The organism is Streptomyces sp. NBC_00090, from assembly GCF_045160815.1.
GTDB lineage: Bacteria > Actinomycetota > Actinomycetes > Streptomycetales > Streptomycetaceae > Streptomyces.
The window spans coordinates 4,407,267-4,420,041 of record NZ_CP108224.1; the positions used below are offsets into that span (position 1 = coordinate 4,407,267).

The 12,775-nt window shown below is 72.2% G+C and carries 12 protein-coding genes and 1 pseudogene; 5 read left to right on the top strand and 8 right to left on the bottom strand.

The window, feature by feature from the left end; translation table 11 throughout:
- Positions 1-15: 15 nt before the first annotated feature.
- The gene (locus OG361_RS19680; RefSeq protein WP_405855309.1) at positions 16-360 is read left to right on the top strand and encodes a hypothetical protein; all 345 of its coding nucleotides are present in this window, start codon (positions 16-18) and stop codon (positions 358-360) included.
- Positions 361-366: 6 nt separating this feature from the next.
- On the opposite strand, the gene OG361_RS19685 is transcribed toward OG361_RS19680, so the two are convergent.
- Both OG361_RS19685 and OG361_RS19690 read right to left on the bottom strand, forming a co-directional pair.
- Positions 367-2,181: an NHL domain-containing thioredoxin family protein gene (locus OG361_RS19685; RefSeq protein ID WP_405855311.1), complete on the bottom strand. Its 1,815-nt coding sequence runs from the start codon at positions 2,179-2,181 to the stop codon at positions 367-369.
- An 82-nt stretch (positions 2,182-2,263) separates the two neighbouring features.
- Positions 2,264-3,838 (bottom strand): recombinase family protein, encoded by a 1,575-nt coding sequence (locus OG361_RS19690; RefSeq protein WP_405855313.1) that lies wholly within the window; start codon positions 3,836-3,838, stop codon positions 2,264-2,266.
- A gap of 224 nt (positions 3,839-4,062) precedes the next feature.
- Here OG361_RS19690 and OG361_RS19695 point away from each other — a divergent pair, with 224 nt between their 5' ends.
- Positions 4,063-4,554 (top strand): LURP-one-related/scramblase family protein, encoded by a 492-nt coding sequence (locus OG361_RS19695; protein ID WP_405855315.1) that lies wholly within the window; start codon positions 4,063-4,065, stop codon positions 4,552-4,554.
- Positions 4,555-4,674: 120 nt separating this feature from the next.
- Here the strand turns inward: OG361_RS19695 and OG361_RS19700 are convergent.
- A pseudogene (locus tag OG361_RS19700) lies at positions 4,675-5,454 on the bottom strand (trans-sulfuration enzyme family protein); the annotation flags it as partial.
- 72 nt (positions 5,455-5,526) lie between these two features.
- On the opposite strand from OG361_RS19700, the gene OG361_RS19705 reads away from it, so the two are divergent.
- Both OG361_RS19705 and OG361_RS19710 read left to right on the top strand, forming a co-directional pair.
- Positions 5,527-6,258 (top strand): aminotransferase class I/II-fold pyridoxal phosphate-dependent enzyme, encoded by a 732-nt coding sequence (locus tag OG361_RS19705; RefSeq protein WP_405855317.1) that lies wholly within the window; start codon positions 5,527-5,529, stop codon positions 6,256-6,258.
- A 28-nt stretch (positions 6,259-6,286) separates the two neighbouring features.
- Entirely contained in the window at positions 6,287-6,883 is a 597-nt protein-coding gene (locus OG361_RS19710) for a hypothetical protein (RefSeq protein ID WP_405855319.1), read from the top strand.
- Here the strand turns inward: OG361_RS19710 and OG361_RS19715 are convergent.
- Complete coding sequence (locus tag OG361_RS19715) at positions 6,852-8,258, bottom strand: SMI1/KNR4 family protein (RefSeq protein WP_405855321.1); 1,407 nt, start codon at positions 8,256-8,258, stop codon at positions 6,852-6,854. The two genes, OG361_RS19710 and OG361_RS19715, sit on opposite strands and share 32 nt — an antisense overlap.
- 11 nt (positions 8,259-8,269) lie before the next feature.
- A complete protein-coding gene (locus tag OG361_RS19720) occupies positions 8,270-9,073 on the bottom strand; it encodes a carbon-nitrogen family hydrolase (protein ID WP_405855323.1) in 804 nt (267 codons plus the stop codon).
- 155 nt (positions 9,074-9,228) lie between these two features.
- On the opposite strand from OG361_RS19720, the gene OG361_RS19725 reads away from it, so the two are divergent.
- Positions 9,229-10,056 (top strand): maleylpyruvate isomerase family mycothiol-dependent enzyme, encoded by an 828-nt coding sequence (locus OG361_RS19725; RefSeq protein ID WP_384560712.1) that lies wholly within the window; start codon positions 9,229-9,231, stop codon positions 10,054-10,056.
- A 69-nt stretch (positions 10,057-10,125) separates the two neighbouring features.
- On the opposite strand, the gene OG361_RS19730 is transcribed toward OG361_RS19725, so the two are convergent.
- The 3 genes from OG361_RS19730 to OG361_RS19740 all read right to left on the bottom strand — a co-directional run bounded on the left by OG361_RS19730 (position 10,126) and on the right by OG361_RS19740 (position 12,765).
- A complete protein-coding gene (locus OG361_RS19730; RefSeq protein ID WP_405855325.1) occupies positions 10,126-11,448 on the bottom strand; it encodes a nitrate/nitrite transporter in 1,323 nt (440 codons plus the stop codon).
- On the bottom strand, positions 11,445-12,098 hold the full coding sequence (locus tag OG361_RS19735; RefSeq protein WP_405855327.1) for a GntR family transcriptional regulator: 654 nt from the start codon (positions 12,096-12,098) through the stop codon (positions 11,445-11,447). The genes OG361_RS19730 and OG361_RS19735 overlap by 4 nt, the downstream gene beginning before the upstream one ends.
- 172 nt (positions 12,099-12,270) lie before the next feature.
- Positions 12,271-12,765 carry a hypothetical protein gene (locus OG361_RS19740; RefSeq protein ID WP_405855329.1) on the bottom strand — a complete coding sequence of 165 codons (495 nt, stop codon included), beginning with the start codon at positions 12,763-12,765 and terminating at the stop codon, positions 12,271-12,273.
- Positions 12,766-12,775: the final 10 nt, after the last annotated feature.

Consider the following 12,775-nt stretch of genomic DNA (forward strand, 5'->3'; position numbering starts at 1 on the left):
GGCAGGCTCGTCCTCATGCACCGTCACGAGGGCCCGTCCCGGAGGAAGTTCGTCGTCTCGCTCGCCGCCGCCGTCGCGTTCGCGGGGGCGGTGGCGGGGCTGTTGATCGGTCAGTACGACGACCGGCCGCCGTGGGGCACGGACATCGCGTACGAGGGCGGCTTCGTGCAGGCCTCCCGCATCCGCGGCTACGACGTCGACGGCTCGCGCACCAAGGCGCTGCTCGCCGGGGAGTGCGTGCTCATGGAGCGGCAGGGGATGGGCGGCGAACGGGCCGTCCACGACCCGGCGGCGTGGGTGGCCGGGTGCCTGGACGGGGCCGCGGGGCGCCCGTCCAGGAACCAGGGAATCGTGCGCTGAGTCCCGTCAGCCGTCCATGCCCGCGAGGATCAGCGGCAGCCGGGCCGTGCCCGACTCCGTGATCTTCAGCGGGACGCCCCAGTCCTGCTGGTGGACGTGGCAGGCCGGGTACTCGTTGGCGGGGTCGTCGTCGCAGGACGCCGCCATCGCGGAGACGTGCAGGACGCCCTCCGTGAACTCCGGGTTCAGGTCGAGCTCCCGGAAGAGGTCCGTGCCCGTGCCCTCGCCGCCGAGCAGCAGCTCCGGCGGGGTCGAGGAGACCAGGAGGCGGGTCGAGGGGCCGTACCGCTCGTCCAGCTTCTGTCCGGTCGGGGCCTGGAAGACGACGTCGAGCCGGAGCCGGCCGGGGGCGACCTCGGTCGCCTCGCGCCGGGTGCGGTGGGCGACCGCCTCGACCTGGACGGCCTCCTCGGGGAGGCGCAGCCGGGTCAGCCGGTGCCGGGCGGACTCGACGACCACGATGTCGTCGCCGACGAGCACGGCGTCGCTCGGCTCGCGCAGGTCGGTGGCGAGGGTGGTGACCTCGCCGGTGGCGGGGTCGTAGCGACGCAGGGCGTTGTTGTACGTGTCGCTGATCGCGACCGAGCCGTCGGGGAGGGCCGTCACGCCCAGCGGGTGCTGGAGCAGGGCCTGCTCGGCGGCGCCGTCGCGGTGGCCGAAGTCGAAGAGGCCGGTGCCGACGGCGGTGCGCACGGCGTATCCGTCGCCCTCCCGCTCGATCCAGCGCACCGCGCTCGTCTCGGAGTCGGCGATCCACAGCCGGTCCCCGGTGGCGGCGAGCCCGGACGGCTGCGCGAACCAGGCCTCGGCGGCCGGCCCGTCGACGAGTCCCTCGTTGGTCGTCCCGGCCGCGACCTCGACGGTCCCGCTCTCGGGGTCGTAGGTCCAGATCTGGTGGACGCCGGCCATGGCGATCCACACCTTGCCCTGCCACCAGGCCACGTCCCACGGCGAGGACAGGTCGACCTCCAGGGCGGGCCCCGAGGTGGGCGACCCCTGCCACCACTGCTTGCCGGTGCCGGCGACCCGCTCGATCTCCCCGGTGGCCGGGTCGAACACGCGCAGGGCGTGGTTCACGGTGTCGGCGACGACGACCTTGCCGTCGGGCAGCAGCGCGAGGCCCTGCGGCTCCCGGAAGACACCTTCGCCGATGCGCCGCACGACGGTCTCGCCGTCGGCCGCGAGCTCGACGAGCTGGTGCCGGGTGGTGTCGGAGACGAGGAGGTTCCCGGAGGGCAGCAGGACCGCCTTCCCGGGGAACCGCAGGTCGGTGGCGACGGGCTCCGGCGCCACGTACGGCCCGTCCCCGCGCCGTAGCGTCCCCTTGGCCTCGTGCTCGGCCTCCAGCTCCTCGACGAGCGTCCGGATCGCGTTGGCGTGCCCCTCACCGGCGTGCTGGGCGACGATGTACCCCTCGGGGTCGATCACGACGAGCGTCGGCCAGGCGCGGACGGCGTACTGCTTCCAGGTCGCGAGCTCCGGGTCGTCGAGCACGGGGTGGTGCACCTCGTACCGCTCGACGGCGTCGACGACCGACTGGTGCTCGGCCTCGTGCACGAACTTGGGCGAGTGGACGCCGACGATCACCAGGGTGTCGCGGTGCTTCTCCTCCAGATCACGGAGCTCGTCGAGGACGTGCAAGCAGTTAACACAACAAAAGGTCCAAAAATCCAAGATCAATACGCGGCCTCGGAAGTCGGCGAGCTTCAGATCCTTCCCGCCGGTGTTGATCCACCCGCCCCTGCCGATCAACTCGGGGGCACGGACACGGGCACGGCGGGGCGCGGGCGCGGGGGTGGGCGCCGGAGCGGCATCGTTCATGGTTCAAGCTTGCCATCCACGCGCGAAAGGCCGACCACGACGGTTCGACGCGGGTGATCGTCCAGGTGGAACGATCACCCGGTCAGGCTGAACTGTCCGGGCGGGGCCTGTACCGGGTGGGATCTGCGCCATCTCCGCGCACTGCCCAGACCACGCGGCAGCGCTCGTCGCCGTCGAACCTCACGCCGACCTTTCCACGCTGAACCTCTACACGGTCGACAGCGAGACCCAGACGCTCACGACGGCCCACCACCTCGTCGCCTTCCCAAGCCTCCTTCAGACGGCCGACGTCCAGAAACGCGGAGAGGTCGACAGAAGGCATGGGCATCCGCGCGAGATCGGCACGCAGCCCCTCGATCCGATGGCGCAGCCGCGCGGCCATCCGGTCGTACCGGTCGTGCGCATCCGATCCGTCGAACTCTCCCCGGACATACCTGGCCTCCTCCAGGTCTGCCAGCCGGGCCTCCGCGTCTGCGGTCTCCGCCACGACGGCATCCCGTCTCGCGACGGCAACCGGATCCATCCTCTGCTTCCAGCGATCGGCGATCACACCGAGCAGCGGGTCCAGCGGATCCAGCGATGGCAGCCGTGAGAGGAATTCCCCGGTGACGTACGCGTCGAGGCTTTCGACCCGTGCGGAGACTCCTGGGCAGTCCCGCCCCATTCGGTTGTTGGCGCACACGTACGACGTGCCCGCCTTGCTCATCCGGGACCCACAGAGTCCGCAGCGCGCGATTCCGGTGAGCAGCGACGTGCCCTGCTTGCGCCCGTGCCGCTTCCCCGCCATGGGAAAGGTGCGCGCTTGGAGCTGATCGAGGATGAGCTCCCGCTCCCCGACCGTGATGATCCCCTCGCCGATGCTCACGGTTTCCCCCGTCTCCGGGTCCCGGTAGGGGAAGACCTTGTTGCTGTACTTGCGTGTTCCATCAGCCGATTCCTTGTACTCGGTCTCCGGCGTGAGACCCGCGAACGCGGGTGCGCGAAGAAGCTGCATGACGCTGGACGAATTCCACTGACCTCCCCGTGCAGACTCCACCCCGTGCCCGTTGAGCAGCCGGGCGATATGGACAAGCGCCTTCCCGGAAATCGCCTCGTCAGCGATGAGCCGGGCGTAGACCGAGGTCTCGGGGTCATGGACCAGCTTCTTCGTCCCGGAGTCCACCAGAAGCCCATAAGGCGGCCGCCCACCGATCCACTGCCCCCGCTGACGCAGGTACCGCTTGGCGCTGCCGACCCGCATCCCGAGATCGCGTGACTCGTTGTGTGCGAGTTCCGCCAGCATCCCGACGACAGCTCGGGCACTGTCGCTGCTCGTGTCAAGCCCGTCCATTACGGAGATCAGTCGGCCACCGACCCGGTCGATGTCGTCCAGGGCCTTTCCGACCTCTCCGATGCCCTTGCGGGACAGGCGATCGAGTTTCCAGACGACCAACACACCGACGACACCGGCCGAAATCGCCGTGACCGCCGCGTCGAATCCCTTCCGACTGACGTTTTTGTAGCCGGACCGTCCACGGTCGATGTGGACCTTGCGGACGGTCAGCCCGTTTCCCACCGCCCATGCCCGGCAGTCGGCTTCCTGCCGTTCGATCGCGGTCTTGCCGTCCCGGTCGAGGGACAGGCGGAGGTACAGGTCGCAAATCGTCTTCTGATGCACACATTCAGCGTGTCCATGCGGCAGGGAAGCTCCTTCCCTTATCAGTGGATAGGGGGCGGGAATTTGTTTCTCGTGATATAGCAGGGCGCCGTACAAGTGGAAAGCGGGGCCGGCGAGGTGTCCCACTCCCACAGGGTGTCCGAGCACATCGCGACACAGGAGGTGCCGACCCGGCTCCCCAAGCAGCCGCGTGAGCACAGCGATCGCGGGGCAGGCATACCGCCATGAAATACCTCGTACGGGACAAGATCTTCGCGATCGGCGACGACTACTGGATCGAGGACGAGCAGGGCCGCCACGCCTTCCTCGTCGACGGCAAGGCCATGCGGCTGCGCGACACCCTGGAGCTGAAGGACCCCGACGGGCAGGTCCTGGTCACCCTGCGGCAGAAGATGTTCAGCCTGCGGGACGCGATGACGATCGAGCGCGACGAGCGCCCGCTCGCGAGCATCCGCCGCAAGCGGCTCTCGCTCCTGCGCAACCACTACCGGGTGACCCTCGTCGAGGGCACCGAGCTGGACGTCAGCGGCCGGATCCTGGACCGGGAGTTCACCGTCGAGTACGACGGCGAACTCCTGGCCCACATCTCCCGGCAGTGGTTCCACGTCCGGGAGACGTACGCCGTGAACGTCGTCCGCGAGGACGCGGACGCGGCCCTGCTCGTCGCGGTGGCGGTGTGCGTGATCCGCATGGCCGAGAGGGAGCGCGAGGACTGAGGGGCGGGGGGACGGGGGGAGGAATGATGGGCGGGGGGCGAGGAATGGCGGGCGAGGACTGACGGGCCGGGCTGCGGCGGGCCGACTTCGGGCCGACTTCGGGCCGCCGTCAGGCGGCCATCAGGCCGCCTTCGCCAGTGCCTGATCCAGGTCCGTCCACAGGTCCTCGACGTGCTCGATGCCGACCGAGATCCTGACCGTGCCCGGGCCGATGCCCGCCGCCGCCAGGGCCGCCGCGTCGAGCTGGTGGTGCGAGGTGGAGGCCGGGTGCATCACCAGGGTCTTCACGTCGCCGAGGGAGACGCTGAGCGAGGCCACCCGTACCGCCTCGACGAAGGTGCGGCCCGCCTCCCGGCCGCCCGCGAGGTCGACCGAGACCACCCCGCCGCCCCCGTCGGGCAGCAGCCGCTCGGCGATCGCCCGGTCCGGGTGGCTCGCGAGCGCGGGGTGCCGGACGGCCGCGACCGCCGGGTGGGCGGCGAGCCGGGCGGCCAGCTCGGCCGCGTTCGCGCACTGGCGCTCGATGCGCAGCGACAGGGTCTGCATCCCGCGCAGGGTGAGCCAGGCGGCGAACGGGTCGGTGGACGCGCCCTGCTCGACGGTGTGGCGGCGGATACGGCGGAACAGCTCGGGGTCCTTGAAGACCGCGATGCCGCCGAGGACGTCCGCGTGCCCGGCGAGGTACTTGGTGGCGGAGTGGACGACGATGTCGGCGCCGTGGTCGAGCGGCCGGCAGAGCAGCGGCGAGGCGAAGGTGTTGTCGACGACGACCGGGACCCCGGCCTCGCCGGCGACGGCGGCGAGCGTGGGCAGGTCGGAGACGCGGGTGGTCGGGTTGGCGATGGTCTCCAGGTAGAGGAGCCGGGTCTCGGGGCGCAGCGCGGCCCGGACCTCCTCCGGGAGGCCGCGGCCGTGCCGCTGCCGGTGGCGGTCGGGCCCGACGGCCTGGACGTGGCGGAGGCGGTGCGGGTGATGGAACGCCACCGCCCGGCCCTGGCCTATGTCGTGCCCCGCTTCCAGAACCCCACCGGGACCGTCCTCCCGCCGCTCGCCGGCCGTCGGCTCGTCGAGGCGGCGAACGCGCTGGGGGTGCCGCTCGTGGACGACGAGGTCCTCGCCGACCTGGCCTTCGCCCCCGGGCCGCGGGAGCCGTCCCTCTCCGCGTACGGCGAGGTGATCGCGGTCGGCTCGCTGAGCAAGGTGGTGTGGGGCGGCCTGCGGATCGGCTGGGTACGGGGTCCGGCCCCGCTCGTCGCCCGGCTCGCCCGGCTCAAGGCCCTCCACGACCTGGGCAGCGACCTCCCGTCCCAACTGGTGGCGACCCGCCTCCTCGACGACTTCGCCCCGGTCCTGGCGTCCCGTACGGCGGCGGTGCGCGCGGGCCACGACCACCTCCGCGCCGAGCTCGCCCGGCTACTGCCCGCCTGGTCCTGCGCGCCGGCGACCGGCGGCCAGACCCTGTGGGTGCGGCTTCCGCACGGCGACGGCGTCTCCTTCGCCCAACTCGCCCTCCGGCACGGGGTCGCCGTCCTTCCGGGCGCCACGACCGACGCCCTCGGCGGCAGCCTCCGCCACCTCCGGCTCCACTTCCTCGCACCGACCGAGGTCCTCACGGAGGCGGTGCGGCGGCTGGCGGCGGCCTGGGCGGAGTACACCCCGGGCCCGGAGCCGGAGCGCGCGTCCCTCCATGCGATCGTCGTCTGAAGACGACACACGAGGCCGAGGGGGCGCCATGCACACCACCGTCACGCCGTTCACACTGCGCCCGTGGCGCGAGGGCAAGGGGTACGAGCGGAAGGCCGGATGGCGGGGCGCGTCCGTCGAGTTCGGCGAGATCACGGTGGAGGCGCCGCTGCGCCGGACGGTTCCGGAGGTGGTGATGTCGGAGCTGCGGGGCGGGCTGATCCCGCCGGCCTCGTACGAGGCACGGGGCATCCACACCGACGTGATCCGGCTGCCGACCCTGAACCGCGCGACCCTCCGCGTCGGCGACGCCCATGTGTACGTGTCGCGGAACCGTTTCGGCGCGACCGCCCGGCAGCGGGGGCTGAACCTGCGGTACGGCGGCGACCGTTACCGGCTGTGGGCCGTGAACCGGCGCTCCTGGGTGCTCGCCCGGGAGGCGGACGCCGAGGACCCGGGCGTCACCGTGTCCGTACGCGGGAAGCGACGGCAGCTGGACGTGACGGTGGCGGGCCGGGCGGGCGCGGCGGACCTCTCCCTGGCGCTGATCTTCGCGGGGGTGGACCGCGCGGCGCTCACCCGCGGCGGGGCGGTCCGCGCGGGCTTCTCCCGGGTCACCCAGCTGTGGGCGGAGAGCCAGTACTAGCGGAGCCCGTACCGGCAGGGCCCGTACCGGCGGAGTCCGTACCAGCAGGGCCCGTACCGGCGGAGTCCGTACCGGCAGGGCCCTCGTCCTGGTCGTCGGGTTCGTCCGTGAAGGGTGCGAACTCGATGATCTCCAGCGGGTCCTCGCCGGTCCGTACGAGGCGGGGCAGTCCTTCCGTGGCCAGCTCGCCGCGGAGCCAGGCCAGCAGGTTCCCGGTGAGGGTGCCGGTGAGCGGCGGGCCCTGGTCGGCGTGGCGCGGGACGACGACCAGCGGCCAGGCGTCGGGGTCGTCGCCCTCCGTGAGCCAGCACAGCTGGTCGCCGTCGATCGAGTCGGCGAAGGCGAGGAACCCGCCGGGTTCGGGCCAGGCGGCCAGCGGGTGGTACCGGGGGTGTGCGTCCCGTAGTTCGCGGTAGGTCTCGCCGTACCACTCGGCCCAGGGCGCGAGGTCGTACCGACCGGTGCCCAGCGGGAGGCCGAACCGCAGCCACTGGCACCAGCCACCGCCGCCGTAGGTCTCCATCAGGCGTACGTACTCGGTGGGGAGGCGGGTGCCGAGGCGTTCGTACAGCCACTCCCAGTTCCGGTCGCCGAGGCGCGGCGCGGCCGGCGGTGGGAGCAGGGCGGTGAGTGCCTTCAGGCCGCTGCCCTCGGTGAGCGCGGCCCGCTGCTCGGGGGTGGGCTCCGGGCGGCGGGCCGGTGGGGTCCAGGCGTACGCCTCGTCGCCGGCGAGGCCGCTGCGGGCGAGGACCGGGCGCAGGCCGTCGGCGACGAAGCCGGCAAGGGCGGGGAGGAGCGGGGTGCCGAGGCGGAGCCAGGGGTCGCGGCCCGCGTTCGCCGCGTCCTGGAGGTGGACGACGACGGGCCAGAGGTCGGGGTCGTCGGAGGCGGTGGTGTCCCAGTAGAGGGTGTCGGACATGCGGGTGGCGCCGAAGGGCAGGACGCCGGGGGCGTCGCGGCGGCCCGACTCGACGAAGCTGCCGTAGTCGAACCAGCCGCCCTCGCGGTCGAACGGGGTGTGCAGCCAGAGCCGTTCCCCGATGTCCAGGGGGCCGTAGGCGGTGGCTATCGCCTTGTAGTCGGCGGGAAGCCGGAGCCCCGCCCACTCCTCCACGGCGTCCCAGTCGACGGGCACGGCGGGCGCCTCGGGCGGTGCGCCGAAGAGCGCTGCGAAGGCGGCGACGTGATCGGCCGGGAGGCCGCCGGTGGGCGTGGAGTGGTCGGCCGGGAGGCCGCCGGTGGCCGTGGCCCTCTCGTGGTCGGCCGGGAGGCCGGCTGCCGTGGACTTCTCCTGGTCGGCCGGGAGGCCGGTGGCCGTGGACTTCTCGTGGTCGGCCGGGAGGCCGGTGGCCATGGACTTCTCGTGGTCGTTCACACCGACCGCCGTCAGGGTCGGCGGGTGCGCGGCGCCGCGATCCCCAGGACCCGGTCCTTGAGGGCCGGGAACTGTTCGCGGGTCGTCGTGACCTTCGCCGGGTCGAGGACGACCCGCAGGATCTCCTCGTCCGGGCCGGCCTCCGCGAGGACCTCGCCCCAGGGGTCGACGACGATCGAGTGCCCGGCCTGTTCGACGCCCGCGTGGGTGCCCGCGGTGCCGCAGGCGAGGACGTACGCCTGGTTCTCGACCGCCCGGGCCCGTGCGAGGAGCGTCCAGTGCTCGCGGCGGCGGGCGGGCCAGCCGGCCGGGACGACGAAGGCCTGGGCGCCCGCGTCGACGAGGCCGCGGAAGAGCTCGGGGAAGCGCAGGTCGTAGCAGGTGCCGACGCCGAGGGTGAGATGCGGCAGGTCGACGGTGACCAGGTCCTCCCCGGCGGCCATCATCACCGCCTCGCCCTTGTCGAAGCCGAAGCGGTGGATCTTCCGGTAGGAGGCGACGAGTTCGCCGTCGGGGGAGAGGACCAGCGAGGTGTTGTAGAGCGCGCCGCCCTCCGCCTCGACGAAGGAGCCGGCGTGCAGCCAGACCCCGGCGTCCCGCGCGGCCGCCGCCATCTCCCGGTGCGTGGGGCCGTTCAGCGGCTCGGACTCGGCGGCGAAGGACTCGTACGCAAAGGCCCCCATGGGCCACAGTTCGGGCAGGACGACGAGGTCCGCATGGCCGGATTCCTCCCGTACGAGGCGCGCCACTCGGGCGCGACGGGCATCGACCGGTTCGTCCGGGTCTACCGCGATCTGGATCAGCGAGGCGCGCACACTACCACCGTCCTGGCATTCGAGCCGTCAACACCGGCCTACGATCGTCACACGAAAGCACTGCCGGGGTGCCTTCGGGCAGCGTAACTTAGCGTGCGAGCCTCCCACCCAGTCGTGTTTTCAGCCCGCGTACCGAAGAACCGCCGAGGGGTCCCGTGACCGTCCATCCCAGCCTCCAGAACTACGCCGACGCGTGGACCCACTCCATCGAGGCGATAGCCGAGCTGGTGCAGCCGCTCGTGGAGGGCGAGTGGAACCGTCCGACCCCGTGCATCGGCTGGTCGGTGCGGGACATCGTCTCCCATGTCATCGGCATGGAGACGGAGATGCTCGGCGACCCCCGCCCGATCCACTCCCTGCCGCGCGATCTGTACCACGTACGCAGTGACTTCGCCCGATACATGGAGGTTCAGGTCGATGTGCGGCGGCACCACACCGCCCCGGAGATGACCTCGGAGCTGGAGTACATCCTCATCCGCCGGGCCCGGCAGCTCCGCAACGAGAACCGCTCCCCCGAGCACCTGATCCGCGCCCCCCTCGGCGCCGAGCAGTCCCTCGAACTGGCCTACCGGATGCGCGCCTTCGACGTGTGGGTGCACGAGCAGGACCTGCGGGCCGCGCTCGGCGTGCCGGGCAACCTGGACTCGGCCGGTGCGCACGTCACCCGGGACGTGCTCCTGGAGGCGCTGCCGAAGGTGGTCGCCAAGGACGCCGGGGCGCCCGCCTCCTCGGCGGTGGTGCTCGACGTGACCGGTCCGGTGGAGTTCCTGCGGACGATACGGGTCGACGCGGAGGGCCGCGGCTCCGTCGACGGAGCGCCCTCGCTGGGCCCGGCGGTGACGCTCGCGACGGACTGGGAGACGTTCGTCCGGCTCGCCTGCGGCCGTGTCCGCCCGGCCGACGTCGCCGACCGGGTCAAGACCGAGGGCGACGAGGAGCTCGCGCGGGCCATCCTCGACCACTTCGCGGTGACGCCCCGCTAGCTCCCCGGATCCTCTGTCCCCAGCTCCTCGGTCCCCGGCTCCTCGGTTCCCCGGCTCCCTCCTGCCCGGTCACACCGGTACGTGCACGGCCTCCACGCGGCTGGCGACGAGCCGTTCCCGCTCCCGGCGGTGGGTGCGGGCCTTGAGGCGCAGGATCTGCACGAGGCCCAGGGCCTCCAGGACGAAGACGGACGAGAACGCGATCCGGTAGCTGCCACCGGTCGCGTCGAGCAGGACGCCGACGGCGAGCAGCGTCGTCATCGAGGCGACGAAACCACCCATGTTGACGATGCCCGACGCGGTGCCCTGACGCTCCGGCGGATTGGCCGGGCGCGCGAAGTCGAAGCCGATCATCGAGGCCGGTCCGCACGACCCGAGGACCAGGCAGAGGGTGATCAGCAGCCACATCGGGGCGTGGTCCCCGGGGTACACGAGGGTGGTCCCCCACAGCAGGGCGGTGGCCGCGACCGTACCGAGGGCGAGCGGGGCGCGGGCCCGGTGGTGGCGGGCGATGATCTGCCCGTACGCGAGGCCGACGACCATGTTGGAGAGCACCACCAGGGTCAGCAGCTCACCCGCGGTGCCGCGGGACAGGCCCTGCGCCTCGACGAGGAACGGCAGCCCCCACAGCAGCAGGAACACCATGGCCGGGAACTGGGTCGTGAAGTGGACCCACATGCCGAGCCGGGTGCCGGGCTCCCGCCACGACTCGGCGATCTGGCGGCGGACGAACGCTGCGCCCGCGTGCCGGACCGGTTCGGGCTCGTACCCCTCGGGGTGGTCCTTGAGGAAGAGCAGCAGCAGGACGAGGACGAGGACGCCCGCGAGGGAGCTGCCGACGAAGGTGGTCGTCCAGCCGATGCCGTGCAGGGCGCGGGCGATGAAGACGGTCGAGACGAGGTTGCCGGCCATGCCGAAGAGGGCGGCGACCTGGCCGATGAGCGGGCCGCGGCGGGCGGGGAACCAGCGGGTGCCGAGCCGCAGGACGCTGATGAAGGTCATGGCGTCGCCGCAGCCGAGGAGCGCGCGGGAGGCGAGGGCTGTGCCGTACGTGGGCGAGAGCGCGAAGCCCAGCTGGCCGAGGGTGAAGAGCAGGACACCGATGGCCAGGACCTTCTTGGTACCGAGCCGGTCGACCATGAGCCCGACGGGTATCTGCATGCCCGCGTAGACGAGCAGCTGGAGTATCGAGAAGGTGGAGAGCGCGGAGGCGTTGACGTCGAAGCGGTCGGCGGCGTCGAGGCCGGCGACGCCGAGGGACGTGCGGAAGATGACGGCGACGAAGTAGACGGCGACGCCGACGCCCCAGACGAGGGCGGCGCGGCGGCCGCCGGGCGGGTCGCCGGGGAGGGTGACGGCCGAGCCGTAACCGTTCCGGCTGCCGCGGCTCATCGGTCCTCGCCCCGCACCAGGACCTTGACCCAGGTGAGGTGCCGGCGGACGCAGCGGGCCGCGCCCTCCACGTCGCCCGCGCGGATCCGGTCGAGGATCTCGGCGTGCTCGGTGATGTTCTTGGCGATCCGGTCCGGCTGGGACTGCATCACGGCGACGCCCATGCGGAGCTGGCGGTCGCGGAGCTGGTCGTAGAGGCGGGAGAGGATCTGGTTGCCGGCGTGCCGGACGATCTCCGCGTGGAAGCAGCGGTCCGTGACGGCGACCTCGGCGAGGTCCCCGGCCTCCGCGCGCCGCTTCTGCTCCTCCAGGAGCTCTTCGAGCCGTTCGATCAGCGCGGCGGGCGCCGGCACGGCCCGGCGGACGGCGAACTCCTCCACGAGCAGCCGGGTCTCGACGACGTCGGCGATCTCCTGGGCGGAGACGGCGAGGACGAGGGCGCCCTTCTTGGGGTAGAGCTTCAGCAGCCCTTCCATCTCCAGCTTGAGCAGCGCCTCGCGGACGGGGGTCCTGGAGACCCCTACGGCCTGGGCGAGTTCGCCCTCGGTGAGGAGGGTGCCCCCCTCGTAACGCCGGTCGAGTACGGCCTGCTTGACGTGCATGTAGACGCGGTCGGCCGCGGCGGGCACCTTGACTGGGGCGGATGGCATGCGCACAGCATAGATACAACAGAGGTGCAACAGGCAGCCCCGTCCACATCGCGGACGGGGCCGGCCGTGATCGGCGTCCCGGGGCGGCCGCCCCCGCGAGGGGGCGAACCGCGGGCGAACCGGGGGCGAAGCGCGGGGCGAACCGGGGGCGAACCGGGGGCGAACCGCGGGATCAGTTCGCGTTCTTGTAGCGGTAGTCGTAGTAGTTCTCCGCCGCGACGAGAACGGAGGTGAAATGGACCGGAATTCCGTCCGCATTCCGCGGGACCTCCTGCGAGGTCTGCCGCGTGAAGCCGAGCGAGACCCCCGGCACCAGCGGATTCTCCGGATTCTCCGCGTCGACCGTCCAGCCGCGCGCCACCGCCCGCGCCAGGAGTTCGTCGGCCGGGGCGCGGAAGACGTCCTCGCCGTCGAGCAGGACCCGGGTCGAGGTCTCCCGCCCCTCGCCCGGCCACCACAACTCGACCGCGGTGACGGTGTTCTCCTCCTCCAGGAGCACCTCCACGCCCACCTTGTCGCACTTGGCCGAGACGGTCACCAGGACCCGGTTGGGGCGGGTGCGCACCCGGGGTTCGCCCCAGGGCGACACGGCCGCGACCGCCTCGTCGAGCGTCATCCCGAGCCGCACCGGCCCGGCACCGTGCGGGGGTTCGAGCAGCAGGTCCATTCCCCACCCA